Origin of the sequence: Mesorhizobium sp. ES1-1 (genome assembly GCF_020164785.1) — a bacterium.
Lineage (GTDB): Bacteria > Pseudomonadota > Alphaproteobacteria > Rhizobiales > Rhizobiaceae > Mesorhizobium.
Genome location: NZ_JAIUGX010000016.1, coordinates 34,300 through 58,951, shown reverse-complemented (window position 1 = coordinate 58,951; position 24,652 = coordinate 34,300). Strand labels below are relative to the sequence as shown.

Annotated in this window: 25 protein-coding genes; 4 read left to right on the top strand and 21 right to left on the bottom strand. The window is 63.5% G+C overall.

From position 1 onward, the window contains the following. Window positions 1-49: 49 nt before the first annotated feature. The 4 genes from LB513_RS23415 to minC all read right to left on the bottom strand — a co-directional run bounded on the left by LB513_RS23415 (window position 50) and on the right by minC (window position 3,213). Window positions 50-949, bottom strand: a complete 900-nt coding sequence (locus LB513_RS23415) for a glycosyltransferase (protein ID WP_224665852.1) — start codon at window positions 947-949, stop codon at window positions 50-52. Window positions 950-1,194: 245 nt separating this feature from the next. Next, entirely contained in the window at window positions 1,195-1,467 is a 273-nt protein-coding gene (gene minE, locus LB513_RS23410; protein ID WP_224665851.1) for a cell division topological specificity factor MinE, read from the bottom strand. Continuing rightward, window positions 1,464-2,279 (bottom strand): septum site-determining protein MinD, encoded by an 816-nt coding sequence (gene minD, locus LB513_RS23405; RefSeq protein WP_224665850.1) that lies wholly within the window; start codon window positions 2,277-2,279, stop codon window positions 1,464-1,466. Before minD ends, minE begins: the two co-directional genes overlap by 4 nt. Window positions 2,280-2,358: 79 nt before the next feature. Next, on the bottom strand, window positions 2,359-3,213 hold the full coding sequence (gene minC, locus LB513_RS23400) for a septum site-determining protein MinC (RefSeq protein WP_224665849.1): 855 nt from the start codon (window positions 3,211-3,213) through the stop codon (window positions 2,359-2,361). A gap of 249 nt (window positions 3,214-3,462) precedes the next feature. On the opposite strand from minC, the gene LB513_RS23395 reads away from it, so the two are divergent. Continuing rightward, window positions 3,463-4,506, top strand: a complete 1,044-nt coding sequence (locus LB513_RS23395) for a DNA cytosine methyltransferase (protein ID WP_224665848.1) — start codon at window positions 3,463-3,465, stop codon at window positions 4,504-4,506. Here the strand turns inward: LB513_RS23395 and LB513_RS23390 are convergent. The 3 genes from LB513_RS23390 to LB513_RS23380 all read right to left on the bottom strand — a co-directional run bounded on the left by LB513_RS23390 (window position 4,459) and on the right by LB513_RS23380 (window position 8,208). Beyond that, entirely contained in the window at window positions 4,459-5,742 is a 1,284-nt protein-coding gene (locus LB513_RS23390; protein ID WP_224665847.1) for a PP_RS20740 family protein, read from the bottom strand. The genes LB513_RS23395 and LB513_RS23390 overlap by 48 nt on opposite strands. After that, window positions 5,739-7,724, bottom strand: a complete 1,986-nt coding sequence (locus LB513_RS23385) for an ATP-binding protein (protein ID WP_224665846.1) — start codon at window positions 7,722-7,724, stop codon at window positions 5,739-5,741. The genes LB513_RS23390 and LB513_RS23385 overlap by 4 nt, the downstream gene beginning before the upstream one ends. A gap of 103 nt (window positions 7,725-7,827) precedes the next feature. Then, window positions 7,828-8,208: a very short patch repair endonuclease gene (locus LB513_RS23380; RefSeq protein WP_411962739.1), complete on the bottom strand. Its 381-nt coding sequence runs from the start codon at window positions 8,206-8,208 to the stop codon at window positions 7,828-7,830. Window positions 8,209-9,038: 830 nt separating this feature from the next. Here LB513_RS23380 and LB513_RS25335 point away from each other — a divergent pair. Then, window positions 9,039-9,272 (top strand): GcrA family cell cycle regulator, encoded by a 234-nt coding sequence (locus tag LB513_RS25335; protein ID WP_224665844.1) that lies wholly within the window; start codon window positions 9,039-9,041, stop codon window positions 9,270-9,272. A gap of 96 nt (window positions 9,273-9,368) precedes the next feature. Here the strand turns inward: LB513_RS25335 and LB513_RS23370 are convergent, their stop codons facing one another. From LB513_RS23370 to LB513_RS23335, 8 genes are all read right to left on the bottom strand, one after another. Next, window positions 9,369-10,058 carry an RraA family protein gene (locus LB513_RS23370; protein ID WP_224665843.1) on the bottom strand — a complete coding sequence of 230 codons (690 nt, stop codon included), beginning with the start codon at window positions 10,056-10,058 and terminating at the stop codon, window positions 9,369-9,371. Then, a complete protein-coding gene (locus LB513_RS23365; protein WP_224665842.1) occupies window positions 10,051-11,244 on the bottom strand; it encodes an alpha-hydroxy acid oxidase in 1,194 nt (397 codons plus the stop codon). Before LB513_RS23365 ends, LB513_RS23370 begins: the two co-directional genes overlap by 8 nt. Then, window positions 11,241-12,146: an SMP-30/gluconolactonase/LRE family protein gene (locus LB513_RS23360; RefSeq protein WP_224665841.1), complete on the bottom strand. Its 906-nt coding sequence runs from the start codon at window positions 12,144-12,146 to the stop codon at window positions 11,241-11,243. Before LB513_RS23360 ends, LB513_RS23365 begins: the two co-directional genes overlap by 4 nt. A gap of 202 nt (window positions 12,147-12,348) precedes the next feature. Further along, complete coding sequence (locus LB513_RS23355) at window positions 12,349-12,921, bottom strand: HD domain-containing protein (protein ID WP_224665840.1); 573 nt, start codon at window positions 12,919-12,921, stop codon at window positions 12,349-12,351. 180 nt (window positions 12,922-13,101) lie between these two features. Continuing rightward, the gene (locus LB513_RS23350; protein ID WP_224665839.1) at window positions 13,102-14,433 is read right to left on the bottom strand and encodes a cation:proton antiporter; all 1,332 of its coding nucleotides are present in this window, start codon (window positions 14,431-14,433) and stop codon (window positions 13,102-13,104) included. 76 nt (window positions 14,434-14,509) lie between these two features. Continuing rightward, complete coding sequence (locus LB513_RS23345; RefSeq protein ID WP_224665838.1) at window positions 14,510-14,659, bottom strand: hypothetical protein; 150 nt, start codon at window positions 14,657-14,659, stop codon at window positions 14,510-14,512. Between the two features lie 70 nt (window positions 14,660-14,729). Next, window positions 14,730-15,053, bottom strand: a complete 324-nt coding sequence (locus LB513_RS23340) for a DUF2934 domain-containing protein (protein WP_224665837.1) — start codon at window positions 15,051-15,053, stop codon at window positions 14,730-14,732. A gap of 103 nt (window positions 15,054-15,156) precedes the next feature. Further along, window positions 15,157-15,477 carry an antibiotic biosynthesis monooxygenase gene (locus LB513_RS23335; protein WP_224665836.1) on the bottom strand — a complete coding sequence of 107 codons (321 nt, stop codon included), beginning with the start codon at window positions 15,475-15,477 and terminating at the stop codon, window positions 15,157-15,159. 261 nt (window positions 15,478-15,738) lie between these two features. Here LB513_RS23335 and arr point away from each other — a divergent pair, with 261 nt between their 5' ends. Beyond that, window positions 15,739-16,155, top strand: coding sequence for an NAD(+)--rifampin ADP-ribosyltransferase (gene arr / locus LB513_RS23330; RefSeq protein WP_224665835.1), 417 nt, complete (start codon window positions 15,739-15,741; stop codon window positions 16,153-16,155). Window positions 16,156-16,242: 87 nt separating this feature from the next. Here arr and LB513_RS23325 read toward each other — a convergent pair whose 3' ends face one another. The 6 genes from LB513_RS23325 to LB513_RS23300 all read right to left on the bottom strand — a co-directional run bounded on the left by LB513_RS23325 (window position 16,243) and on the right by LB513_RS23300 (window position 20,157). Next, a complete protein-coding gene (locus LB513_RS23325) occupies window positions 16,243-16,881 on the bottom strand; it encodes a BA14K family protein (RefSeq protein ID WP_224665834.1) in 639 nt (212 codons plus the stop codon). 116 nt (window positions 16,882-16,997) lie between these two features. Further along, window positions 16,998-17,522, bottom strand: a complete 525-nt coding sequence (locus tag LB513_RS23320) for a DoxX family protein (RefSeq protein WP_224665833.1) — start codon at window positions 17,520-17,522, stop codon at window positions 16,998-17,000. A gap of 326 nt (window positions 17,523-17,848) precedes the next feature. Beyond that, on the bottom strand, window positions 17,849-18,328 hold the full coding sequence (locus LB513_RS23315; RefSeq protein WP_224665832.1) for a tetratricopeptide repeat protein: 480 nt from the start codon (window positions 18,326-18,328) through the stop codon (window positions 17,849-17,851). A 174-nt stretch (window positions 18,329-18,502) separates the two neighbouring features. After that, a complete protein-coding gene (locus LB513_RS23310; RefSeq protein ID WP_224665831.1) occupies window positions 18,503-19,474 on the bottom strand; it encodes an MBL fold metallo-hydrolase in 972 nt (323 codons plus the stop codon). A 171-nt stretch (window positions 19,475-19,645) separates the two neighbouring features. Then, window positions 19,646-19,867: a DUF680 domain-containing protein gene (locus LB513_RS23305; protein WP_224665830.1), complete on the bottom strand. Its 222-nt coding sequence runs from the start codon at window positions 19,865-19,867 to the stop codon at window positions 19,646-19,648. Window positions 19,868-19,914: 47 nt separating this feature from the next. Further along, window positions 19,915-20,157 carry a DUF680 domain-containing protein gene (locus LB513_RS23300; RefSeq protein ID WP_224665829.1) on the bottom strand — a complete coding sequence of 81 codons (243 nt, stop codon included), beginning with the start codon at window positions 20,155-20,157 and terminating at the stop codon, window positions 19,915-19,917. Between the two features lie 314 nt (window positions 20,158-20,471). On the opposite strand from LB513_RS23300, the gene LB513_RS23295 reads away from it, so the two are divergent. Continuing rightward, on the top strand, window positions 20,472-24,623 hold the full coding sequence (locus LB513_RS23295) for a Pls/PosA family non-ribosomal peptide synthetase (RefSeq protein WP_224665828.1): 4,152 nt from the start codon (window positions 20,472-20,474) through the stop codon (window positions 24,621-24,623). Window positions 24,624-24,652: the final 29 nt, after the last annotated feature.

Here is a 24,652-nt window from a genome sequence, read left to right as displayed (position 1 = left end):
GGCTGCCGCCTGAAAGCCCGGGCGGACTGGCTGGGCGCCGAAAACCGCTTCAGGCCGGCGTAGCCGATGTCCGCAACGCTTCCGGATCGAACTCGATGCTACGCCTCACCACATCGAGCGTCGTCGCCGGGTCGCCCTCGAACTTGGTCAGCGGATACATCGATTGGCCGGGATGAACAGTGCGGATATAGGCGGGCCTGGCATCCGCGATGATGGTTGGGGCGTCGCGATAGGCATCGTAATGCGGGCCAACCGCGTAGATCGAGCGGAACTTGCTCCTCGGCCCGACAATATAGGCGATGCCCATGGCGACCATCGGGATGGAGACCGGTCTGAGGATCAGCTTCCCCGCCTCGTCGAACCCGGCGAAATAACCGTCGGGATGGGTGATGATATGGCCGTGGAACGCCGGCCTGACAAAGGCCGACAGGCGGCTCAGAAAATCGCGCGACAGCGCGTCGTCATCATCGATGCGCAGATGCGCATGCTCCTCCCTGGGGCCGACATCGGGATATTCCATTGCGCCCATCGGCACCGGCACGATCCGCGCCCAGTCATGACCGGCAAGCGCGGCTTGCAGCGCGGCGAGATGGCCAGCCGGCACGCCCTCCGAGACATAGACCACCAGGTCGCGCCGTCCGCGCTGCATCGGCATGTCCTGGCTCAGCAGCGACGGCAACAGGATGCCGGTGAAGAATTGCAGCCGCTCGGCCAGCCGGGCCTCGTCGAAGAGCCAGGCGAGATGCTCCTCCTCCGTCATCTTGCGCTTGATGATCCACCCCTCGGCGCCGCCATTGAAATGCACGGCATAGCGCACGGTCAGCACGATCCGCGCCTGCGGGTTCGGGCGTAGCGGGCCATGCCACCAGAGCAGGATGGCGCTGCGCCGCCTGAGCCAGCGGATCCTGGCCTCGCGCCGCTGCTCCCAGCTCCGCTTCCGCAATCTCATCTGACCTCCGCCGCCTTGCCGATGATCCCGAGCGCGATGCACCCGGGGCATCGTAGCGCGCCTTCTGCCTCGCCCGCCGCCATGACGCAACAGCGCGCGGCCGTCACCTCGCCTGGATCGACACGTCGATCATCAAAGCGCAACCTGTGCGGAAGGCGTGAATAAGGAAACGCCGGCGGGGCAGCGCCCCCCTCTGGCCTGCCGGCCAGGCCAGAGGGGGGCGCGAAGGATCGCGACCTTCCTGCCTACCCCGCCATGGCCAGCGGCATGGCGCTCTTGTTGGGGATCTGGATGTCGATTTCCAGCGTCGACATGGTGGCGCCGCGGTCCATCGACACCTGCAGATAGTCCTGGTCGATCTGCACATGCCTGGCGATGACGGCCATGATCTCCTCGCGCAGGATGGAGACGAGGTCCGGCTGGCCGCGGTTGCGGCGCTCATAGGCGAGCAGCACCTGCAGCCTTTCGCGTGCCACCGGCGCGCTGGAGCGCCGCTTGAAGATGTCGAGCAGGCTCATGCCGCCCTCCTTCCCAGAAGCCGGTCGAGGAAGCCCTTGCGCTCGAAGGGCACGACGACGGGCAGTTGCTCGCCTTCGAGCCGCCGGGCCGCGTCGATATAAGCCTTGGCAGCGGTGTTGAGCGGCTCGCTCAGCGTCACCGGCGAACCGAGGTTCGAGGCGCGCAGCACATCCTGGCTCTCGGGGATGATGCCCAGCAGCGGCACCGACAGGATCTCCAGCACGTCGTCGATCGACAGCATCTCGCCGCGCGAGGCGCGCGCCGCGTCATAGCGCGTCACCAGCACATGCTTGGCGATCTGCTCGCCCTGTTCGGCGCGCATGGTGCGGGCGTCGAGCAGGCCGATGATGCGGTCCGAATCGCGAACCGAGCTCACCTCCGGATTGGTGACGATGACCGCCTCGTCGGCAAAGCGCATGGCGAGCTGCGCGCCGCGCTCGATGCCGGCCGGGCTGTCGCAGAACACATAGTCGAACACCGAGCGCAGCTTGTCGATGACTTCGCCGACGCCCTCCTCCGTCAGCGCGTCCTTGTCGCGCGTCTGCGAGGCCGGCAGCAGGAACAGCGTGTCGACCCGCTTGTCGCGGATCAGCGCCTGCGACAGCTTGGCCTGGCCCTGGATGACGTTGACGAGGTCGAACACGACGCGCCGCTCGGCGCCCATGATCAGGTCGAGATTCCTGAGGCCGACGTCGAAATCGACCAGCGCCACCTTCTTGCCGGTCTTGGCGACTGCCGCGCCGAGTGCGGCCGTCGAGGTGGTCTTTCCGACGCCCCCCTTGCCCGAGGTGACCACCACTACCTTGCCCATTGAAAAGCCTCCATTGTCGTTGCCTTGTCTTGTTGCCGGGCGGCGCCTTGCCGACCCGGAATATCGATCGGATCGTGCGTCAGTTCAGCGGCGAAACGCGCAAGCCATCGCCGTCGAGGAAGGCCTGCACCGGCTTGCCGCGCGAAACGCCTTCCATCTCCTCTGCGGTGACGTACCAGCCGTCGATGGCCAGAAGCTCGGCCTCGTTGCGGCGGCAGAAGATGCGCGCATCCTTGTCGCCCAGCGCGCCTGCCGAAGCGCGCCCGCGCAAAGTGCCGTAGACATGGATGGAGCCCGCCGCGATGATCTCCGACCCCGACGCGACCGAGCCGAGCACGATGACATCGCCATGCGGATGCACGATCGCCTGGCCGGAGCGGATCGGCGCCTTGATCATCAGCGTGCCAGGCGTTTCCGGCTGCACCGCGCGGGCCTCGCCCTTGCCATTTTTGACGGAGTCGGGCTTGCCAGCATCCGCCTTGCCGGCATCGGCCTTGCCTTCGCCAGCCTTGGCCTCGGCCGCCTTAGCCTCGGCCGCCTTGGCCTTGCCGTCGCGGCCAGCGCTGCCGTCAGACGCCCTGCCCTCGGCCTTGCGGCCCGGCAGCAGCCCATCGGTCGTCGCCTCCTTGGCGCCGACCAGCACCGGCGGGAGATCGGGCCCGAGCGAAGCGCCTTCCAGCTCGATGGCATAGATGCGGATGCCGCGCGCCAGAAGCGCCGCCACCAGCGAACCGATCTCGCCCGGCGAAGGCTTCAAAGCGTTGAGATCGAGCAGCACCGGCCGCCCGGAAAAATAGCCCGGCGAGTTGCCGATCCAGTGATCCAGCCCCTCCAGCCAGGCTGCCAAAGGCGCCTCCGGCGTCAGCGTGAAGGCGACGAAAGAGCGGGCGCGAAAGCGAATGGATTTAGCCTCGAGGGGAGCGGCAAAAGTCACGGCTGGCGAATCCTTACTGAGAGGTAAACGCTAGCGGCGAGATGGTTAACGAATGGTTAATGGGGAGTGGAAGTGCTAGGGGTCCTGTTGTAATGGCCTCCGCACCACATCTCCGATATTCTTGCGTTAGAGGCCACGGCATGCCCCTAAGTGCCATTTCCAGCGCATCCGCATCCAAATGCAGATTGTTGGAGTATGGTTCTACGAATCGTGTATCTACCGGATTACTGTAACGATGGAGGTAACTAGGTGCTGCTGAGTCTTTTTTGCGGCGCCGGCGGCCTCGATTTGGGGTTCGAAGAGACCGGATTCAAAGTCGGATTGGCCTTTGATCGAAACCGCGACAGCGTATTGTCCTACAACGAGAATCGACCCGGGCCGTCCGCTGGGCATGTTGCTGACCTGTCCGAGGTGACAGCCCGCACGCTGGATCAGACCTATGGCGAGCAATTTAACCCAACTGGAATTATAGGTGGTCCGCCGTGTCAGAGTTTTAGTCAGGCGAACGTAAGGCAGCAGGACGATGATCCTCGCCATCTGATGCCGCTCGTTTTTGCCAGGCTCACACAAGAACTTAACGAGCGGAGCCCCGTCGATTTCTTCGTCCTCGAAAACGTTGTCGGCCTCACACTTTCTCGACACCGAGATACGCTTCGGAAGACGAAGGAAGCCTTCGATGCGGCGGGCTTCGAAGTGGTTCAGACTATTCTGGATGCACAGTTCTACGGCGCACCCCAGTCGCGGCAACGTCTATTTCTTGTGGGGTTTAACCGAGGCCGTTTCGATGGGCTTGAGTGGTTGCCGCCCGCCCCTCTTGTAACACCGGTACGTACGGTCCGCGATGCCATTGGTGGTCTCCCCGAGCCTATGTACTTTCAGAAGGGTGCCGACGCCAGTCAGTTTCCACACCATCCGAACCACTGGTGCATGCAGCCTCGATCTCCAAAATTCGACCGGCCGGGTGCGCTTGCTGAAGGCAATGTAAAAAGCCGTAGCTTCAAAACACTTTCTTGGGAGCGACCTAGCATTGCCGTCGCGTATGGCCACAGAGAGGTACATATTCATCCAAGCGGCAAACGTAGACTTAGCGTTTATGAGGCTATGCAGCTACAGGGGATGCCGCACAACTATCGGCTACATGGCACCATGTCTTCACAAATACGCCAGATAAGTGAGGCAGTACCAGTTCCGCTGGCAAGAGCCGTAGCAAAATCTGTTAAAGATCAGTTGGTCGCAGTAGAGGGGTCAAGCTGCGGTGTCCAATTGCATCGGCCGGATAGGAAGTTCGGCTAGCCACTTGCGCCAGAACGGGATGTCGTAGTGCGCTGATTCGAGCAGAGCCTCGGTGCTGAGTACTGCTTCCTTCCGGAGTTTTTCGTCATTCGCAATCGCATCATCGAGATACCAAAGCCGTGCCGCCTTTTCTACTACTGCAATAGCATGTTGCAGTTCTAACGGAGGGATAACAGCAGCGCCTCCAGCGCTACCAGGCTGAACTTTGATACCATCCGGTGTTATGCGAAATGCCAGAGAGAGCATATCCGGTTGGTCTTTGGAGACCTTATACGCAAACGCGCTCACAAGTTCAACTTTAGCGGGAAGATTCTGTTGAGCGTGATAATACTGTAGAAGGTATTTTCCAAGACCTATTGAGAAGAGCTTCAGAAAGGAGAAACTCTGCGTAGACCAATGGTTGGCAAGCTCGCCCGCCAAATTTAGCGGATCGCCTCCGAGGCAAATTGCCAATGGATCACCGAAGGCCGACGAATGCTGATCTAAATTCTTGTAAATCGCGCCTTGGAGTTTTGTCGCCGGGGCACCAAGTAACTCAGGACTGGCTCGTGTAGTTATGAAGAGTAGCCATGGGTCCACCGCAGGAAGCTGATGTGCGAGCATGGCCTCCAGAGCGTCAAATACTGATTGCGTCCGGTTCTTCGGCACATACCCTAAATGATCGCAGGCGTCGATGTTCACAACATCAAAAACGCCCTTCTGACGCAAGCGATTGGCAGCTTGACTGCCTTTGACCGCAATATCCTCAAGTCGATCAGCAAGTACTTCCGCACCATCCGAAATCCGGCCAGCTTGGCGAAGCGCTGATTCAGTAGCCAAGTATATCCCGTTTGAGTCAGATGTGGCATCTCCGGACTCGGTACCATGGTAGCCTGAGTCAAAGCCAAAGTACTCGATACGTGTTCCGCTAACGGCGAGCGCGTCTGCTAGCACTCGTACGTCGAGGAGATCGGATCCGGGTAGCGTAAAATATCGAAGCGTTTCTAAGTGCTTCGTGGGACGGTGTTCCTCGACCAAGCGCTTTACATGCTGAGCCCATTGGTAGAGGCGAACAACCTGCTTAATTGGATGATGCCATGGAGCGAAGCTTCTACGGGGCGCGAGTGACACCCCAAGAACCGTCTCCTGCTCTGCATCAGTCCCGAAAACAGCATCTATGTATTGCTCGTCCCCAACGCCTTCGGCAGGCTCTCCGAATTCTATATTGTCAGCCGTGCCGAACTTCGCGCCGTTCAAAGTTTTCCCCCTCGGAAAATGGCCAGTATGGCTGCAATCAACGTCTGTTGTTCTTCATACGTGCGCCCTTCCAGAACATCATAGGCGGATAGAACCTGTATGAGAGCCGCAGCTTGGCCATCGGCAATCTCTCTTTCTTGAGGCCTCGCGGGTTGAGGTACTGCTGACCGAAGAATCGCAATCGAGCCGGCTTTGCGCGCCTCCTGAGCCTCAGCGACAGTGTTTGCTATCACAACGTCGGGTGCTGGCTCGTCTCCTCGTCTATCTCGCCATACTTGAGACGTGGTCGTGCTAAGAAAATCCCGCCCAGCCTGAGCTTCGCTTTCTTTCCGCATTGACCTTAACTTATCTGCTTCGTCTTTCAGGCGGTTCGTGAGCTGCCGTATAGCCCCATGCAACCATAGCGTCACCAATTGCAGGTGGGGATGAGAGTAGTTAAAACTCTCGCGATCAATATTCAGAGCGGCATCTAACCCACGTTGAACGAAGAGTTCTGACGTAATTTGTCTAAGACGCGTCTGCTCCGATACTTGATACTTGAAGAAGTTTGGATCGAAATTTGAACCGCTTGCGCCCCGTATGCGGACCAGAACCCCATTATTCTCTTTGGGAACAACGCGCCCCGTCCAGAAGAGATATGCTTCGAGCGATAGATCACCACCGCGCTGGCTAGGCGCAACCCTGGCTAGGTCAGGCTCGAAACGACCTACAAACAACACCGAGGTATTTAGCCCGCGTTGTGAGGTGGGATAGTGCTTAAACCTAATCGGCCGCTTAAGCTCGACTCCGTCCATCACGACGCGAAAGCCGCCTACAGGATCTAGTCCATCGGTCAGCTCCGGTGCACCCTTTATTCGAGCTTTCACTGCCTCGCGAACAGTTACGCCAGGGTCCAGTCTGACTTCTTGGCCACGCCCCCGCTCTCTAGTGATCCAATAGAGCTGGAGGTGGCCGTCCTGCGTAAGGTCAAATGGATGCCGATCGACGTAGGCCACGGGCGCCGCGAGGCCCAATGTCCAGATCATTTCCAAGTAGGTATCCAACGTGGTCGCCAGCTCGGGGCGGTCAAGACGATCGAACTCGCCTTCCACGGCATCCATCAACTTTGACATGCGAACTTCGGCCGGATCCTCGCTGGTCCAAGGGAGTTTCGGCTTGATGGCCAAAAGCACCGGACCACCAGCAGGCTCGGACAGTTTTCCGATGTATCCGGAATGATAGGTCGGAGGTTCGACCCGCATACTGGCCCAAGTATCGAGATCACCGCGATTGAAGGCTGCCTCGCGATCAGCGACGTTTTCCCAACGGTCCGCGCTGCGTAAGATGTCTCGGACGCGAGGTTTCACATCATCAAGGATGATGTCTGTTCCATGGGCATCCAGATCCTCGGTTCGCTCTCGGCGGATCAGGACATCGCCTGCAATGTAGTCCTCACCCTCGTCTGCCTCGATATCGCTACGGTCCTCTGCGTACGCACGGAGCCTAATCTCAGCGAGCAAGCGATAATTTTCACCTCTTGCCTTCGTACTAATCTGGAACCGTCGCGACAGCTGGCTTATCGAGAAAAGGCCAATTCCAATTTTGCCAATAAGTGGTCGTCCACCCGGAGTACAATCGACGTCTTGAGCGTTTACCACTCCAAGGGTCTTTCCCTCCTCTCGCCTTTTTGCACTACCGCCAATGTTCTTTAGTAAGCGCGTAAGTGTCTCATGCGACATACCCGCGCCATCGTCACGAACATATATTCTGGAGAACCGAGGCGCATCGGTGAGAATTGTCACAGTGGACGCGTCTGCGTCCCACGCGTTGGATATTAGCTCGCGTAAAGCCGATGCCGGCTGACGATAAATTCCGTCCGTTACCCGTGCTATTACTCTGTCACTCGCCGCAAGCCTAGTCTGCGCAATTTGACCCTCGTTGACCGGATTGGCCAACCAGTTGGACAAATCTTCACCTTTTTCGATAACTACTGCTTCAGCCACTAATTGCCCCCGAGACCACGTTACTGATCTGTTCGTGTCAGCGCAAGCAGCATCCGCTCGAGAAAGCAAACTGTCTATAAACAGCCGTGCATTTTTGATAGCATCACTTGTTCGGTGGCCCGAGAAAGTCAGATATCGCAGCTAACAGCTCAGCTTCTGTCTTAGTTTCACAATCCCATATTATCATCGCTGACCACCCAGCCTCATTGAGCAATTGCAGCGACTCTTTGTCTCTGGCCTTCGTTCTCTCGAATTTTGGTTCCCAATAATCCTGGCGTGACTTCGGCACCGAACAATCGATACAGCCGTCGTGCCTATGCCAAAAGCACCCGTGAACAAAGATAACTTTACGACGTGCTGGAAAAACCAGGTCAGGTTTGCCGGGGAGATCCTTCCGGTGAAGGCGGAAACGGTAACCAAATCGATGCGCGACCTGTCTAACACGCATCTCTGGCTCGGTGTTCTTGGAGCGTATGCGCGCCATATTTGCGCTTCGGCGCTCTTTTGATATTCGATCAATCATACACCGCCTGATTCACTTGGTTTGCTTCGATTCCAATTCGTTCTTAGGAGCCAGACCGCGCTCCCACCCTATATAGAATTACAATTACCCGCCGACAGCACGGCAAGCCATATGGTACGGCGTCGTCACGGGGGGTCACAAGAGGGCGTCGCTGTGGGGCATGGCGCCTTCCGAGCCCGAGTGCTTGGGTGCATCGCGTCCACAGCTCCAGCTCCAGCGCTGTGGCTCGGCGCCGGCTTGAGGAAATGAGCATTCCTCACCTACTCCCTACTCCCTACTCCCCACTCCAACCTCCTCCAGCCGCGCCTGCAGCCCAGCCGCCGCCTCGTCAAATCGCACTTCCAACTCCGGCGCCGCACCACGGCAGACATCAACCACGCGGCGTGACCATTTCAGGTACCTCGCCGCGCTGAACCGCTCATCGGGCCGTTCAGCATCTCCTCGAAATTCGAGGTTCGTGCGCCAGCTTGAGCCTCTCGGTTCAGATGCCGGCCTTCGCGGTGTTGTGGACCTAGCGCTGGCGCTTGCCGTTAAGCCCGCGCGAGTTGCTGACATCGGCGACGAGCGTCGCCACCGGCTCGCCGAACTGCTCGCGCAGCGCGCTCGGAGCGATTAGCCTCACAGATGTGTCCTTAAGTCGCAAACGATCGCCCTCAGAAGCGGGGCGTCGCCCTTCATTCACGCCCCGGCAACCCCCATATGCTCATCCAAAGCCCTCAAAACGAGAGAAGCTCGCCCGACGTCGCACCGCGGCCGTCAGCCGGCCGTGGCTATGAACGAAAGGAACCATCATGCCTGCAAACATCAGACCCATCTCGAGAGACGTCCCCCTCATCCAGCTCGGCGTCTACCAGTGCCGCTACCCCGTTAGCGAAGACCGGTCGGTCCCCGGCGGCCACCGTTTTTGTGCAGCGCCGACGTCGGCTGACCGCGTCTACTGCGATCATCACCACAGCATCGTGACCGCGGTCGACCCGCGTCGCGCCCGCCCGGGCCTTCAGCTGCCGCACCGGCGCGCCGCCTAGGCTGCGTCTTGCCGGGCTGAGGCTCCGCCCTGCAACCGGCGCCGCCTCATCGGCTCCTGTCGTCCTGAAATCGCTTTTGCACTTCGGCGCTCCGTTTCAGTCGACGAAGCGCGTCCTGTCTGATTTGAGGACGGCGCTGGCGAATTCGGGCATCGTCAGGCCCTGGCGCACCCTGGTCTCGAGATCCTGCTCGGCCGCCTTGATGGCGTCGAGCCGTGCCAGAACCGTGCCGGCCTCCAGGCGGGGCACCACGGCGACGCCGTCGCGGTCGCCGACCAGTATGTCGCCCGGCGAGATGGTCACGCCGCCCAGCACCACCGGAAAGCCGACCGTGCCCGGGCCATTGCGGGCCGGCGAGTTCGCGATCACCCCGGCGCAATAGACCGGCAAGCCGACCGCCTCGATGCCGACGACATCGCGCACCAGGCCGTCGGTGACGAAGCCGGCCACCCCCTTGTTGCGCGCCATGCCGAGCACGAGATCCCCGGTGACCGCCGCCCCGGCAAAGCTGTCGGTGGCCGCAATGATGACATCGCCATTTGCGGCAACCTCCAGCGCCCCGAACAGCGCGAGATTGTCGGAGGGGCCGCACTGACAGGTCAGGGCGACGCCGACCAGCGTGGCGGCAGCCTGAGATAGCGGCTTGATCGCATGGTGCAAGGCGCCGCGGCCGCCCATGGCGTCGACGATTTGGCTGACGGGCACGCCGGCGAAGGCGCTGACGAGGTCTGCCGCGGGCCGTTCGAAACGGCGCCTGATGGTCAGCAGCGGCGGGTCTTCAATCATGGGGCAGCCTCTTGGCTTGAACGGAGGAAAGACAGTCTGGACCGAGCTCGCCAAGGCTGCGCGCCCCCATCAGCCCCATCACCCGGTCGATCTCCTTGCGGTAGAGATCGAGCACGTGCCGCACCCCATCTTCGCCGGCGACCGCGAGCCCCCAGAGCTGCGGCCGGCCGATCAGGCAGCAGGACGCCCCGAGCGCCAGCGCCTTCACCACGTCGGAACCGCGCCTGATGCCGCCATCGACCAGCACCGGAATGCGCCCGGCCACAGAAGCGGCGACGGCCGGCAGCGCGTCCAGCGACGCGGCGGCGCCGTCGAGCTGGCGTCCCCCATGGTTGGAGACGATGACGCCGTCGATGCCGCGCGCCACGGCCTCGGCGGCTTCGCCGGGATGCAGGATGCCCTTGAGCAGCAACGGTCCGGACCAGACGGTGCGCAGCCAGTCGACATCGGCCCAGGACAGGCCGGGGTCGAGCAGTCCGGCCATGCGGCCCGCTAGCGCGCCGACCGTCGCCGTCTCGCCGGGACGCAGATAATTGCCGAAGGTCAGTTTCGGCAGCCGGGTGCGCATGCGCAGCAGCCACGCCGCCTTTGTAGCGGCCGCCAGGGTCCCTGCCACGCCGAAGCGCGGCGGGATGGAAAACCCGTTGCTTATGTCGCGTTCCCGGTTGCCGAGCAGCTGGTTGTCGATGGTAAGCACCAGCGCGCCGTATCCCGCGGCGCGCGCCCGCTCCACCATGTCCCGGGTGAAGCCGCGATCCGTATAGACGAAAACCTGCATCCAGCGCGGGCCTGCCCCGGTTTGCGCTATGTCCTCCAGCGTGCAGACGGAGCCGTGGCTGGCGCAGTAGAAGGTGCCGGCGGCTGCCGCGGCTCGTGCCGCCGCGCGCTCGCCGTCGGGCCAGAACAGCCCGGCTAGTCCTGTCGGCGCAATGCCGAGCGGCATGGAAAGCCTGGCGCCGAAGAGATCGAGCGAGAGATCGCGCGTCGCCGCGCCGTTGAGGGGTCGCGGCAGGAGAGCAACATCGTTGAACGCCGCCTCGTTGCGGTGCAGCGTCCGCTCGTCCTCGGCGCCGCCATCGGCGAAGTCGAACACCGGGCGCGGCAGAATCCGCCGCGCCGCGTCGCGCACCGCGGCCACGCTGTACAGGCGCTTCAGCGCGGCCGGAGCGGTCGAGGAGTTGCTCACGATTTCCTACCGTCGATGCGGCCGTAATGCGTCGGACCTCCGCCGCCGGGAACATGCACGCAGCACAGCGTGCCTCCGAAGGAGGGGTCGCTGCCGGTCGCCAGCACGCCGGCATTCGTCACCCAGAGGATATCGCCCGAAAAGACGCAGTTGGTCGTTGCCTTGCCGCAGAGGAAGAACCCTTCCGCCGCGCCGTCGGGCTTCAGCACGTGGATGCCGTTGGCGGCAATATCCGTGACATAGAGGCGGCCATCGGCCCCAACCTTCAGCCCGTCCGGGATCGGATTGGCCCCGGGCAAGCGGCCAAGGTCTTCGACGCTGCCATCCGGCCGTTGCCGCTTGACGCGGCCCGTATAGGACTCGCCCCAGACGATCGAGCCGTCGGCCTCGATCGCCACGCCATTGGGGAAGGTCGGCTCGTCGAAGCCGACGGCAATCTGCGCACTGCCATCGGGGTTGACGGCAAAGATGTAGCTGGGATCCGGATTGCCGGGATTGTACGTTCCGGGATCGCTGAAGATCAGCCGGCCGCCGGGCGCAAAGACGAGATCGTTCGGACCATTGAGCCGGATGCCCGCAATCTCGGTCAGCAGGATCTCCGGCTTGCCGCCCTCGGCAACGCGCTGGATCGATGGCGTCGTCATCTCGGCGGCCCGCCAGGGTCCGGTCGTGCCGCCATTCTGGCAGACATAGAGCAGGCCATCGGAGCCCAGGACGCACGCATTGGGCGCTCCCGCGACATAAGCGAACTGCCGGGCGGTTCCGTCGCCATCGATGGCGGTCAGCTGGCTGCGATAGCTTTCGACGATGACGACGCGCCCATCGGGAAGCACCGTCGGACCTTCGGGCCAGCCGAGCCCCGTCGCGACGATGTCGACCTCCAGCGTTGCAACCTCGTCCATCGCGCTCCCCCCGGACCGGCAGCCTAGCAAGATTTGTCCTGTATAATCCAGCCGTCTACGCGTTCGGTAAATACGCCGTTCCGGTGTCGTGCTGGCGTGGATCTGCGATCGCCCTGCCCTCGGCCCGATCAGGACCGCGTCTGTCTTGAGGGCGCTGGGCAGATCGGGATAGTGCTGGGCGGGCAAATCCAACCCCCCTCGCCTAGACCGCGCCGCCGCCCTTCTCGATCCGCGCCTTCAGCGCCGCCGCCGACTTGTCGAACCGCGCTTCCAGCTCCGGGGCCGCGCCACGGCAGACATCGACCACGCGGTGCGACCATTTCAGGTAGCGGGCGGCACTCTTGGCCCTGAAGCGCTCGTCGGGAGCGTTCAGCTCCTCGTCGACATTCGAGGTCCGGTCCGCCAGCTTGAGCCGCTTGGTGCGCAGGCCCGCCCTGGCGGTGTGGTCGACCTGGCGCTGGCGGCGCGCCTTGCCCTTGAGCCCGGGCGGGTCGCTGACATCGGCGACAAGCGCCGCCACCGCCTCGCCGAACTCTCCGCGCAGGGTAGCCTCGTCAGTATCGGTGTCTTCGAGCGTATCGTGCAGCCAGGCGGCAGCCAACAGCACCGGGTCCAGCGGCTTGATGCCGGCGCACAGCGCCGCCACTTCGGCGAGGTGGACGAGGTAGGGATCGCCCATATCCTCGCGCATCTGGTCCTTGTGGGCATGGGCGGCAAACAGCGCGGCCTGCGCGATCCGCCTTACATCGCGCGGCGTGACTTTAGGCGCGCTCATGCGGCACCTCCTCGGCTGAAGGCAGGGCGTTGATCATGGCGGCGATGTCCTCCATCGGGTTGAAACCGGACATATATCGCCCGGCTTCGGTCCTGACAGGGTGACGAGGCCGATCGGCGCCGGCATCAGGAGCCGCGTCCCCGCAGGTCTCCAACGGGGCGGCCTATCCGACAGCCCGCTTCACCCGCGCTCGCCAACGCCCTCGTCCTCCTTCTCTTCCTTTTCCTTCTGCTCCTCCGCCTCGTCTTGATCGGGGTCGCGACCCTGGCTGCGGTCGAGCCGGCGCATGATCGGGGTGACGGTCAGGCCATGCATCAGGATCGACAGCAGGATGGTCAGGCCGACCACCGCCCACAGGCGCTCGGCGCCGGGATCGGCCTTCATGTGGTTCAGCCCATAGGCGAGATAGTAGATCGAGCCGACGCCGCGTATGCCGAAGAAGGACAGGATCAGGCGCTCGCGCAGATTGGTGCGGTGGCCGATCAGCCCGATCAGGCCGGCCATCGGCCGGATCACCAGCAGGATGGCCGCCACGGCGGCGCAGTCGGCCCAGCTCAGCGAGGCGAGCAGCCCCTCGACGATCGAGCCGCCGAGCAGGATCAGCAGCACCATCATGGCGATGCGCTCTATCTGCTCGGTCAGCTGGTGCATGTCGAGCTGGAAATCATGGTCGCGATGCGCGTGGCGAAAGGTCAGCGCGGTCACGAACACCGCCAGGAAGCCATAGGAATGGACGATCTCGGTCAGCCCGTAGGAGACAAAGGTGGCGGACACGGCAATCAGCCCGTCGCCGGTCTTGGCGAGCTTGGTCCGGGCCGGCACGTGGAAGGTCAGCCAGCCGAAGGCGCGCCCGACCAGATAGCCCCCGGCGACGCCGGCGGCGATCTCCCACACGACATTGTAGGACAGCCAATGCGCCAGCCACGGTTCGCCAGTGGCCGCTACCGCCGACAGCAGGATGGCCAGATGCACGAAGGGAAAGGCAAAGCCGTCATTGAGCCCTGCCTCCGAGGTCAGGCCGAAGCGGACCTCGTCCTCCTGGCCCGATTGCGGCGGCCCGACCTGGACGTCGGCGGCCAGCACCGGGTCGGTCGGCGCCAGCGCCGCGCCGAGCAGCAGCGCCGTTGCCCAGGACAGGCCGATCCACCAGCCGCCGAGCGCGGTGATGGCGAAAATGCTGAGCGGCATGGTGATGGCGATCAGCCGCCAGGTCACCCCCCAGCTGCGAAAGCCGAACACGCGGTCGATCTTCAGCCCAGCTCCCATCAGCGCGATGATGACCACGAATTCCGAGAAACGCTCGGCGACTTCGGGATAGGCCATCGGTAGCGGGCTGAGCGTCACCTGCGGCAGCGAGAAGATCGCCATGCCGAGCCCGATGCACACGATCGGCAGCGACAGCGGCAGCCGCTTCAGCGCAAGCGGCAGCCACGCCACAAGGGCGATGAGGAACCCCGCGCCGAGCAGGATCAGTGTGTAGGGATCGGGCGCCAGGGCCGGAGGAAGGTTCATGCCCTACAACGACATCATCGCGGCGAAAGAATCCAGCCGCAATCGCTCCGCGAGGCGATAAGCCGGGGCAGACCGGTCAATGCCGCTTGAAATACTGCACGTCCTTCTCATGCTTCTCGGCCGCCTCGCGATTGTCGAACGTGCCGAGATTCCTGCGTTTCCCTGTCGTCTCGTCCTTCTTGCGCGAATAGAGCCGGTATTTGCTGTCCTTGAGTTTGCGGATCATCTCGCTCTCCTGTCGTCAGCCTGGTCCTCTTGTTGGCCCTGCCGTCAGGGCAATAATTACGATCTTGGGGTCAGGATCTGCGCCTGGACTTCAGGCCGCGCGCGGCCTGCTCGGTGGCGACGCGGTCGCTGCCGAGCTTGTCGACCATCTCCTGCGCCTCGTCGCCCGATATGCCGGTGCGCATGGCCAGAGCCTCGACCGACTGCACGTCGGAGGCGGCGATCTCGCCGGTCTGCGGCAGGGCGTCGTCCGCCGTCAGCGGCAGCGCCGATTCCCGGTCGATCTCCATCGCGGCCTGGTGCCAGTGGCGCTCGTCGCTGCCATGTGCGCCGCCCTCGCGCTGCCACATTTCATAGGCGCGCTCACGGATCCTGTCGTTGCGGTCGTCGGTCATTGTCACGTCCTCTGTTGGGGTGAGGCATGAACGCCGATCGCTGGCGAATGATCCAAAAAATTTCCGTGATCGGCGGTAGCGCCGCCGGCCGCATGGGGCGGTTCTAGACCTGTGGCCGCCGGTCGACGACGTCATGGTGAACGGCATGGCTGTCGAAACGGCTGAGCACCGCCCGCGCCGCCGCCGGCACATGGCTCACCGTATAATCCTCGCCCATGAAGTCGCGCACCGCGTCGGTGCTGTCGAACCACATGAAGGTCGTGAACTCCACCTCGTCTTCGAGCTCGCGCCGCATCAGGTCGATCTGCCGGAACCCTGGAATGCGCCGCGCCTCGATGTCGGGAATGACCTGGCCATGCACGATGCGCTGATAGGCATCGGCATTGCCCCTGCTCGTCCAACCGCGCCAAACCCTGCAGATCATGTCCTCGCTCCCTCGATGGCTTCGCTTCACATTAGCGTCGTGCCGAAGGGAGATCGAGACAGAGCAGCCAAGTCTGCTGACAGCAGGTCGGCAGTAAGCATCGCTCAAGCGGCGGTTACGCTCACGATGCGTTCGGGTTTGGGGGAATGGGAGGCGCGCCGGCTTTCCCATTGCCATGGTCTATGGCGAGGTGGGGCTTGCGTCAAGCCGGGGTGTTCGTGTCATCCCTCTGGCCTTCGAGCCACAAACAGGGACCTTCCGATGTCAGCTGCCGCAAGCATGTTCACGCAATCGTTCTTCCATGGTACGCGGGCCGATCTGAAGCCCGGCGACCTGCTGGTCGTCGGTCATGCCTCGAACTTCGACAGCGGCAAGCCGCTATCCTTCATCTATTTCACCAGCACGCTGGATGCCGCGATCTGGGGCGCCGAGCTTGCCGCAGGCGACCGGCCCGGCCGGATCTATGTCGTCGAGCCGACTGGCCCCTATGTCGACGACCCGAACCTGACCGACAAGAAATTCCCCGGCAATCCGTCCATGTCCTATCGCTCGCGCGATGCGCTGCGAATTCTCGCGGAAGTGACGGGGTGGCAGGGCCATGCAGCCGAACAGCTTCAACAGATGAAGGAGGGCCTCGCCCGCATGAAGGCGCAAGGCACCGCCTTCATCATCGACTAGCAAGAATCAAGCGCCGCTGCCTGCCGCGCCTATGGGATCATGGCCCGGCGCTGCTGCGTCGTATTGGCCCTGTTCAGCGGCCAGGCCCTATTCGCACTGGCGACGCGGCCCGCCGGAATAAGGCTGGTACGTATTGTCCTCCGGCCTGTAGGAACGGTAGCGGCCGAGACAGGATTCGATATGGCCGGCGGACAGGTTGGTGGCCGCCATCATGCTGTCCGTTTCCGCCGAGGCGGTCTCGACATAGCCGACCTCCGTGGCCGACTGGACTTCCGTGTCGGCGCGAAGGATATCGCCATTGTCATTGGCCGCGAGATAGGGCGAAACGCACGGGCGCTGCTGTCCGCTATAGGAGCGGTAGCTGTTGTCGTCGGGGTTGTAGGAGCGGTAGCGCTCGGCACACCAGCTGACATGCTCCGCGGGAAGCGCCGGCTGTGCCTCGACGGCGGGTTCCGTCTGGGCGACCATCCGGGGCTCGGTGGCCGGCATGCGGGCCAGCGCCGCGGCATCGGGCGCAGCCTGCGGGGCGGCCGGCACGCGTTCCAGCGTCAGCGACGCCCTGTCCACCTTCTGCGGCTCCCGGGTCCAAAGGTCGGCGACGCTGGCGGCACGCGCCTCGGACTTGGCCGGCACGGGAGCTACCAGCCACGACGCAAGTAATACAGCGACAGCCAGCATCGACAGGCTGATCACCAGGCTACCGAGCATCTCAAAAAACGTTTTCATCCCGCACTCCCGACCCGTCTGGGTCACAGTCATCTGCGTCATAGAATGCAGAGCGCGAGCGCTGGTTCCACGCCAGCTGGACTGTGGCCGGCCTTGTGATGCACGGCCGCCACAACTCAGACCGGCAGCTTCACCTCGCCCAGCCAGCCATGGCTTTCCACCGCCTGCAGCGCCGCCATCATCTCCCTGTCGCGCCGGCGCCGTTGCAGATAGGCGACCATCAACCGGTCCAGCGAAAGCCTGCCCGCGCCCGTGGCGGCGAGCACGAACATGCCGCCGGCTATGGCGAGGTCCTTCTCGAAATGCAGCAACTCGTTCTGGCTGGCGAAATTGGTGTGGAACAGCATCGCCGTCGCCAGGCAGAACAGGCCTAGCCCGATGGCGCCAAGCCGCGTCAGCAGTCCGGTCGCGATGGCGAGCCCCGCCCCGAGCTGCAGCGCGAGCGTGGCGACGAACAGCGGCAGGCCGACGCCGAGCGCCGCCATCGCCCTGGCGGCGGCGTCGAAATGGGTGGCGAGCGTGGCGCCTTCATGCAGGAAGAGGAAGGACAGCAGCAGCCGGCCGGCGAGCAGGGCTGCGTCCCTGATGCACAGCCTGGAGGCGAGCGCATGCAGCGTCGCGGCGAGGACGGTCGGGTTCATGGTCGAGCTCCAATTTGCAGGCAGGCAAAAGCGCCCGGTCGGACGCCCGCGGAAGCGCTGCCAGATGTGTCGAAAGAGCCGGAGCCGGCGCGAGGGAGAGAAGCCGGCCCCGGCAATGGGCGAAAGTGGCGTCGCCCAAACTGGTGAATCATGATGGGATAGTCAGTGCGAAGGCCCCTCATCCGGCCCTGCGGGCCACCTTCTCCCCAAGGGGAGAAGAGGAAGGCGTGCCCGGTGCCGGCTCCCTCCTCTCCCCTCGGGGAGAGGTCGGATTGCCCCGAATTGCATTCCGCAATTCGGTCTCGGCAATCCGGGTGAGGGCGACCTTACTGCGTGACCTTTGTGTCGATCGCCTTTTGTAGGTCGGCGAGCTCCTCGCAGCCGGCGGGGCAGAGTTTTTGCAGCGATGCAAGCTGCTCATTGGCCTTGGCCATGTCGCCGGTCTCGACATAGAGCTCGCCCAGATATTCGCGGGCTGCCTTGTGGTCGGGCTTCAGCTCCAGCGCCTTGTTGTAGTAGGTCAGCGCAGTGGCGAAGTCGCCTGTCTTGCGCAGCGTGAAGCCGAGCAGGTTGTAGACATCCGGCTGCTGGTTGTCCTGCGCGAGATCCCGCAGGTCGGCCAGCGCGCCCTTGTAGTCCTTGGCGGCGATCTTGGCCTGGACCGCGGTGAGGTCGGGCGCATCCGCACCCTCTATATCGTCGACCGCATAGGCCGGCATGATGGTGGCGACGGGAACGACCGTCAGAACGGCGACGGCGCCGAGCAGGGCGTAAAGGGCGTGCTTGCCCAGATAGGATTGTTTCATTGTCTTTCTCGGTTGGTTTGAGCGCTAGCGTTGAGAGACCGTTTCGAAATTCGCTCTGGGGAGTCATATGGAGGTGATTTCGAGAACCGGAGCGCAGCGGACGTTCGGGTCCGTGAGCACCGGAAGCGCAGAAACGCCTTCAGATGGCCGCCAGAGTAGAGTTTCCAAACGGTCTCAAATCTGAACTGGTGTGAAGCCGTAGGCATTGCCGTCTTTGACGAAGACGCCGGTGCCCGGGAACGGGAAGTGCGATCCGGAAATGCGGATATTGTCGGCGATCACCCGGTCGATGATCTTGTGGCGCGTGGCGATCGCCGTCGGCCCATCCTGGTCGTAGCTGCCCCGCCATTCCGGATGCGGCGCCAGCAACGCCGGCACATACATGGTGTCTGCCGAGATCATCAGCTGTTCCTTGCCGGAATTGGCGAGGTACACGGAATGGCCTGGCGTGTGGCCGGGCGCCGCGATGATCTGCATGCCGGGCGCCACCTCGTCGCCGTCCTGCACCAGTTTCCAGTTCTTCCATTTGGGGAAATTGTCGGCGATGCGCTTGCCCGCCGGCTTGCGGCCTTCCGGCAGCTTGGCCAGCCGGCCGGGATCGGTCCACCATTTATACTCGGTCGCGTTGACGATCAGCTCGGCATTGGGGAACACCGGCGCGTTGCTCCCCTTTTCCATCAGGCCCCAGACATGGTCGGGGTGGAAATGGGAGATCATGATGGTGTCGATCGCCTTGTAGTCGATGCCGGCGGCGGCCATATTGGCCGGCAGGTGCGTGGCGTTGGTCTGCCACTGGCCGACGCCCGAGCCGGCATCCATCATGATCAGCTTGCCGTTCATCTTGAGCACGACAACGGTGAGCGGGATCGGCATGAAGTCGGTGGTCAGCCCCGCCTTGGCGAGTGCCGCCTTGGTGTCCTCGACCGAGGCGTTGGCGATGAAGGCCGGGTCGTGCGGCTTCTTCCAGATGCCGTCATAGATGGCGGTCACCTCGATGTCGCCGACTGTGTACTTGTAGAAGCCGACGGACGGTTCGAGCGGCGTCTGCGCGAAAGCGGGCCGGGTGAATTCAAGCTTGCCGGCAAGGCCGAGGGCGGCGGCGGCCGCCGCAGATTGAAGCACTGTGCGGCGTGTCATGCTGAACATGGTGGTCTCCTCATGGGTTGGGTTGGCTAGAGGCGCGGAAAAGTCAGGTCCCGGCGGCGGGACATCACGCCGGCAGCCGGGAAAGAGATAACGGAGGGCCGAAGCCCTGGCCCTCCGTCCCGACGCGGTCGGGCTCGGCGCCGTCGGGATGCGGCGCCGGCGCCCGCGAACTCAGTTGCCCCAGATGCCCTGGCCTGGTTCGTCCGCGTCGGATTTCGTCGTCGCCTTCATGTCGTGCGCGGCCATGTCCGCCTTGCGGATGGATGCGGTGCGGATGGTGTCGACCGTGGCTGCCGCCGGCCTGGCGGAGGTCTGGCCGAAATGGTCGCTGCCGGCAAAGGCGCCGGTGGTGGCGAGCAGGATGGCGGCGGCGGTGAGAGCGATGTTTTTCATGTCGATGGTTCCTGTTTGTTGAAGGCTTGCGTGAAGATCGGAAGCGGTTAGCGGCCCCAATTGCCGTCGCGATTGTGCCGATCGATGATGTCCTGCACCGAGCCCTGGCTCGGTCCGGTCGTCACCTTGGCGTCGACGCCGTCCTTCCGGCCGGCATAGGGGATCGAGGCCGTCGCATTGGCGTCGACGGCGGGCTGGTTGGCATTGTCGGCGCCGTAATGGTCGCTGCCGGCAAAGGCGGCACTCGAGGCAAGCAACATCGCAGCCACGCTGAGAGCGAGCTTGGTCATTCCTAAAGATCCTTGTTTCGTTTTCTTCGTGTCGCGGGCCGGTTTGGCCCCGCTGTAGTGAAGACCCGGAAAGGCCGCCCTTTATTCCCGGCGGCCGGCAGATTTTTTGCGAGGCGCCGGACCGCTGCGCCGGGACCGGCGAAACCGGCGCCTTTGCCGCCTCCAGACACAGTTCAGAAACAAGATTCAACAGTTGAGAAAAACTGGCGAAAAGATCGGATGGCATACCCATCCGGACAGCGCGACCCGGCCCGGGCAACCAGGCCGGGCGGCGGCGTGCCGTTCAAGGCTTCGCAGGACCGGAAAGTTTGCACATGGATCACGGTGTCGATATCGCCGCACTCGAGCGGGACACGGCAGGGCCGAGCGCAGAGCCCGAAACCGGGCTGGGAGGAAATGGCCTGGTCGCAAATGGTTTGCCGGGTGTGGACACGCTCATGAAAAGCGCCCGGCGTTCGCTCGCCGCGCAGGGCCAGGTGCTGACCGGGGCAGACTTCCCCCGCGCCGGCCGGCCCGAGGAACGGCTCGACAAGGTCTTCGAACAGCTCGCCCACACATTTGCCGCTCTTCCCGCGGTGATTTCCGAGGGGCGCGCCTGGACCTATCAGGAGCTCGACAGGCGCGCCAACCAGTTCGCCCGCCTGCTCGGCAAGCGCGGCGTGCGGCCGGGCCACTGCGTCGGGCTCATCCTCGACCGTTCGGCGGAAACCTATGTCGCCCTTCTCGGCGTCATCAAGGCGGGCGCTGCCTTCGTGCCGCTGGCCACCGCCTTCCCGCGCGAGCGCATGGAGCTGATCATCGACGACGCCGGCGTCAGCATGATCGTCACCATCGCCGCCTACGCCTCGCGCGCCGGCCAGCTGGCGGTGCCGCATCTGCTCATCGACAGCGCCGCTGCCGAGATTTCCGCCCAGTCAGACGCGCCGCTCAAGCCGCACAAGGCGCCGGGCGCCGCCGACGACATCTGCTACATCCTCTACACCTCGGGCACGACGGGCAGGCCGAAGGGCGTCGCCGTCCGCCACCAGAGCTTCGTCAACTTCATCCGGGTCGCCGCCGCCTCCTACGGCTACCAACCCTGCGATCGCGTCTACCAGGGCATGACCATCGCCTTCGACTTTTCCTCCGAGGAGATCTGGGTGCCGTTCGTGGCCGGCGCGACCGTGGTGCCGGCGCCCGGCCAACTCCCCCTCGTCGGCGAGGAGCTCGCGGATTTCCTGCGCCAGCACGCCATCACCTGCATGGCCTGCAGTCCGACCCTGCTGTCATCGATGACGTCGGACGTGCCCAGCCTGCGCACGCTGCTGGTCGGCGGCGAGGCCTGCCCGCACAATCTGGTCGTGCGCTGGTCGAGACCCGGCCGCAAGATCCTCAACACCTATGGCCCGACCGAAGCCACGGTTACGGCAACCATGGGCGAACTGTCGCCCGACCGGCCGGTGACCATCGGCGCGCCGCTGCCCACCTATTCCATCGTCATTCTCGACCCGTCGCTGCCGCAGCTTGCCGCGCCCGGCGAACTGGGCGAGATCGGCATTGCCGGCATCGGCCTGGCCGTCGGCTACCTCAACCGGCCCGACCTGACGGAACAGAAATTCATCGCCGATTTCATCGGCCTGCCCAACAATCCGTCGAAGCGCATCTACCGCACCGGCGACCTTGGCCGCATCAACGAAAGCGGCGAGATCGAATATGCCGGGCGCATCGACACGCAGGTGAAGATCCGCGGCTATCGCATCGAGCTTGGCGAGATCGAGGCGGTGCTGCTCGACCAGCCCGAAATCGCGCAGGCCGCTGTCACCACCTGGGAGATCGAGCCCGGCCGCGTCGAACTAGTCGCCTATTACGCCGCCAAATCAGGCCAGCCGGCGATCGCGCGCGCCGAAATCGCCAAGGTGATGAAGCGGCGCCTGCCCGACTACATGGTCCCTTCCTATCTGGAGGAACTGCCCGGCATCCCAATGACGGTCTCCAACAAGGTCGACCTTCGGCAATTGCCAAAGCCGACCAGCGTCCGGCTTTCGGGCGACCGCGCCATGGTGGTGCCCCGCACCGATGACGAGCGCTTCCTGGCCGGCGCGCTGGCCGAGGTGCTGAAATTCGAGGAGGTGTCGGTCGAGGACAATTTCTTCGACGATCTCGGCGCCAACTCGCTTCTCATGGCTCATTTCTGCGCGCGGGTGCGAACCCGTGAGGAATGGGCGACGACGTCGATGCGCGACATCTACCTCTTCCCGACCGTGGCGCGCCTGGCCGCGCATCTGGGCACCGCCGATGCCATGACGACGGCCACCTACGAGCCCGTCCTCACCCGCCGCGCCTCGGATTTCGCCTATTGGACCTGCGGCCTCGCGCAGCTGCTCTTCTACGGCGTCTACAGCTATCTCGGCCTGTGGGCCTTCAACATCGGACTCAACTGGATGTATGAGGCGCTCGACGATCCGCTGCAGCTCTACTTCAGGTGCGTCGCGCTCTCGGCCGGCGTCTTCTTCGGCATGACCGGCTTCGCCGTCCTTGCCAAATGGGTGCTCATCGGCCGCTGGAAGGCCGAGACCTTCCCCATCTGGGGCCCGCGCTACTACCGCTTCTGGGTCGTCAAGACCCTGATCCGCACCGCGCCCGTCGTTCTGTTCCGGGGCAGCCCGCTCTACAGCCTCTATCTCAGACTGCTCGGCACCAGGCTCGGCCACAACGCCGTCATCGAGTCGCGTTCCATCCCCGTCTGCACCGATCTTATTTCGATCGGCGCCAACACCATCCTGCGCAAGGAATCCATGATCCTGGGCTATCGCGCGCAGGCCGGCTATATCCACACAGGGCCGCTGACCATCGGTCGCGATGTCTTTGTCGGCGTCGGCTCCACGCTCGACATCGACATCTCCATCGGCGACGGCGGCCAGCTCGGTCATTCATCCTCGCTGCAGCGCGGGCAAAGCATCCCGGACGGCGAACACTGGCATGGCTCGCCGGCCGTGCCGACCACGGCGGACTATTGCAAGGTGCGCAATGAAAACCCCTACGAGATCAGGCGCATCCTCTATGAAGCCGTTCAGCTGTTGCTGCTGTTCGCGGTCATCACGCCGCTGCCGCTGCTGTTCCACTCCTATTGGGAAAATCTCGGCGACGACTACCAGGAGACGATCGGCCTCGTGGCCATCGGCACCACGGTCACGCTTTTCGGCTACATCGGCGCGACCTTCCTCGCCGCAACCCTGGTGCCGCGCCTGTTCAGCCTGATCCTGAAACCCGGCCGCACCTACACGCTCTACGGCTTCCGCTACTGGCTGCAGTCCGTGTCCGAATTCTCCAGCAATTCCCGCATGCTGGGACTGCTGTTCGGCGACAGCTCAGCCATTGTCCACTATATGCGGGCCATCGGCTGGAACCTCAACAAGGTCGTGCAGACGGGCTCCAATTTCGGCTCCAACCAGCAGCACGAAAACCCGCTGCTGTGCGAGATCGGCACCGAGACCATGGTGTCGGACGGGCTGTTCATGATCAACATGCACAAGTCAGCCACCGCCTTCAGGCTTGAGCCGACCCGCATCGGCGAGCGCAACTATCTCGGCAACAACATCTATTACCCGCCGGATGGCCGCACGGGCGACAACGTCCTGCTCGGCACAAAGGTGATGATCCCGGTCGACGGGCCGCTGCGCGAGAATGTCGGCCTGCTCGGGTCGCCTTCCTTCGAAATCCCGCGCATGGTGAACCGCGATAAAGAGCTGATCGCGGGCGTTGCCGAGGCCGACCGGCGCAAGCGCATCCCGTTCAAGAACCGCCACAATCTGGTGACGATCCTCCTGTTCGTGGCCACGCAATGGATCATGCTGTTCGCCACCCTGGCGATCTGGGACCGCGCGCTGAACTATTACACCGAATGGGCCGAGATCGCCCTCTTCGTCGCCGTGTTGTTGACGTCGGCGATCACCATCCCGTTCTACATCTTCGTCGAGCGGGCAAGCCTCGGCTTCGGAAGGCTGAAGCCTCAGGTGACGACGATCTACGACGTCGATTTCTGGCGCCATGAGCGCCACTGGAAGCTCGCCGACTCGCCCATCGTGCGGCTGTTTGGCGGCACGCCCTTCCGGCCGATGATCCTGCGCCTGCTCGGCGTGAAGGTCGGCAAACGAGTCTATGACGGCGGCGCCAATTTGACCGAGCGCTCGCTGGTCGAGATCGGCGACGATGTCACACTCAACGAGGGCTGCGTCATCCAGGCCCATTCGCTGGAGGAAGGCGCCTTCAAGTCGGATTATATCAGCATCGGCGACGGCTGTACGCTAGGGCCCTCCGCCTTCGTCCATTACGGCGTCACCATGGGCAAGGGATCGATGGTCGATGCCGATTCCTTCGTCATGAAGGGCGAGACCCTGGAGCCCGACACGATCTGGCGCGGTAACCCGGCCAAGCTGCATCGGTTCGTCGAGGCGATCATGGACGACGGTTCCAGGGCGTCGTCCTGACGCCATTGACCCTCGATCAAGACCGGACG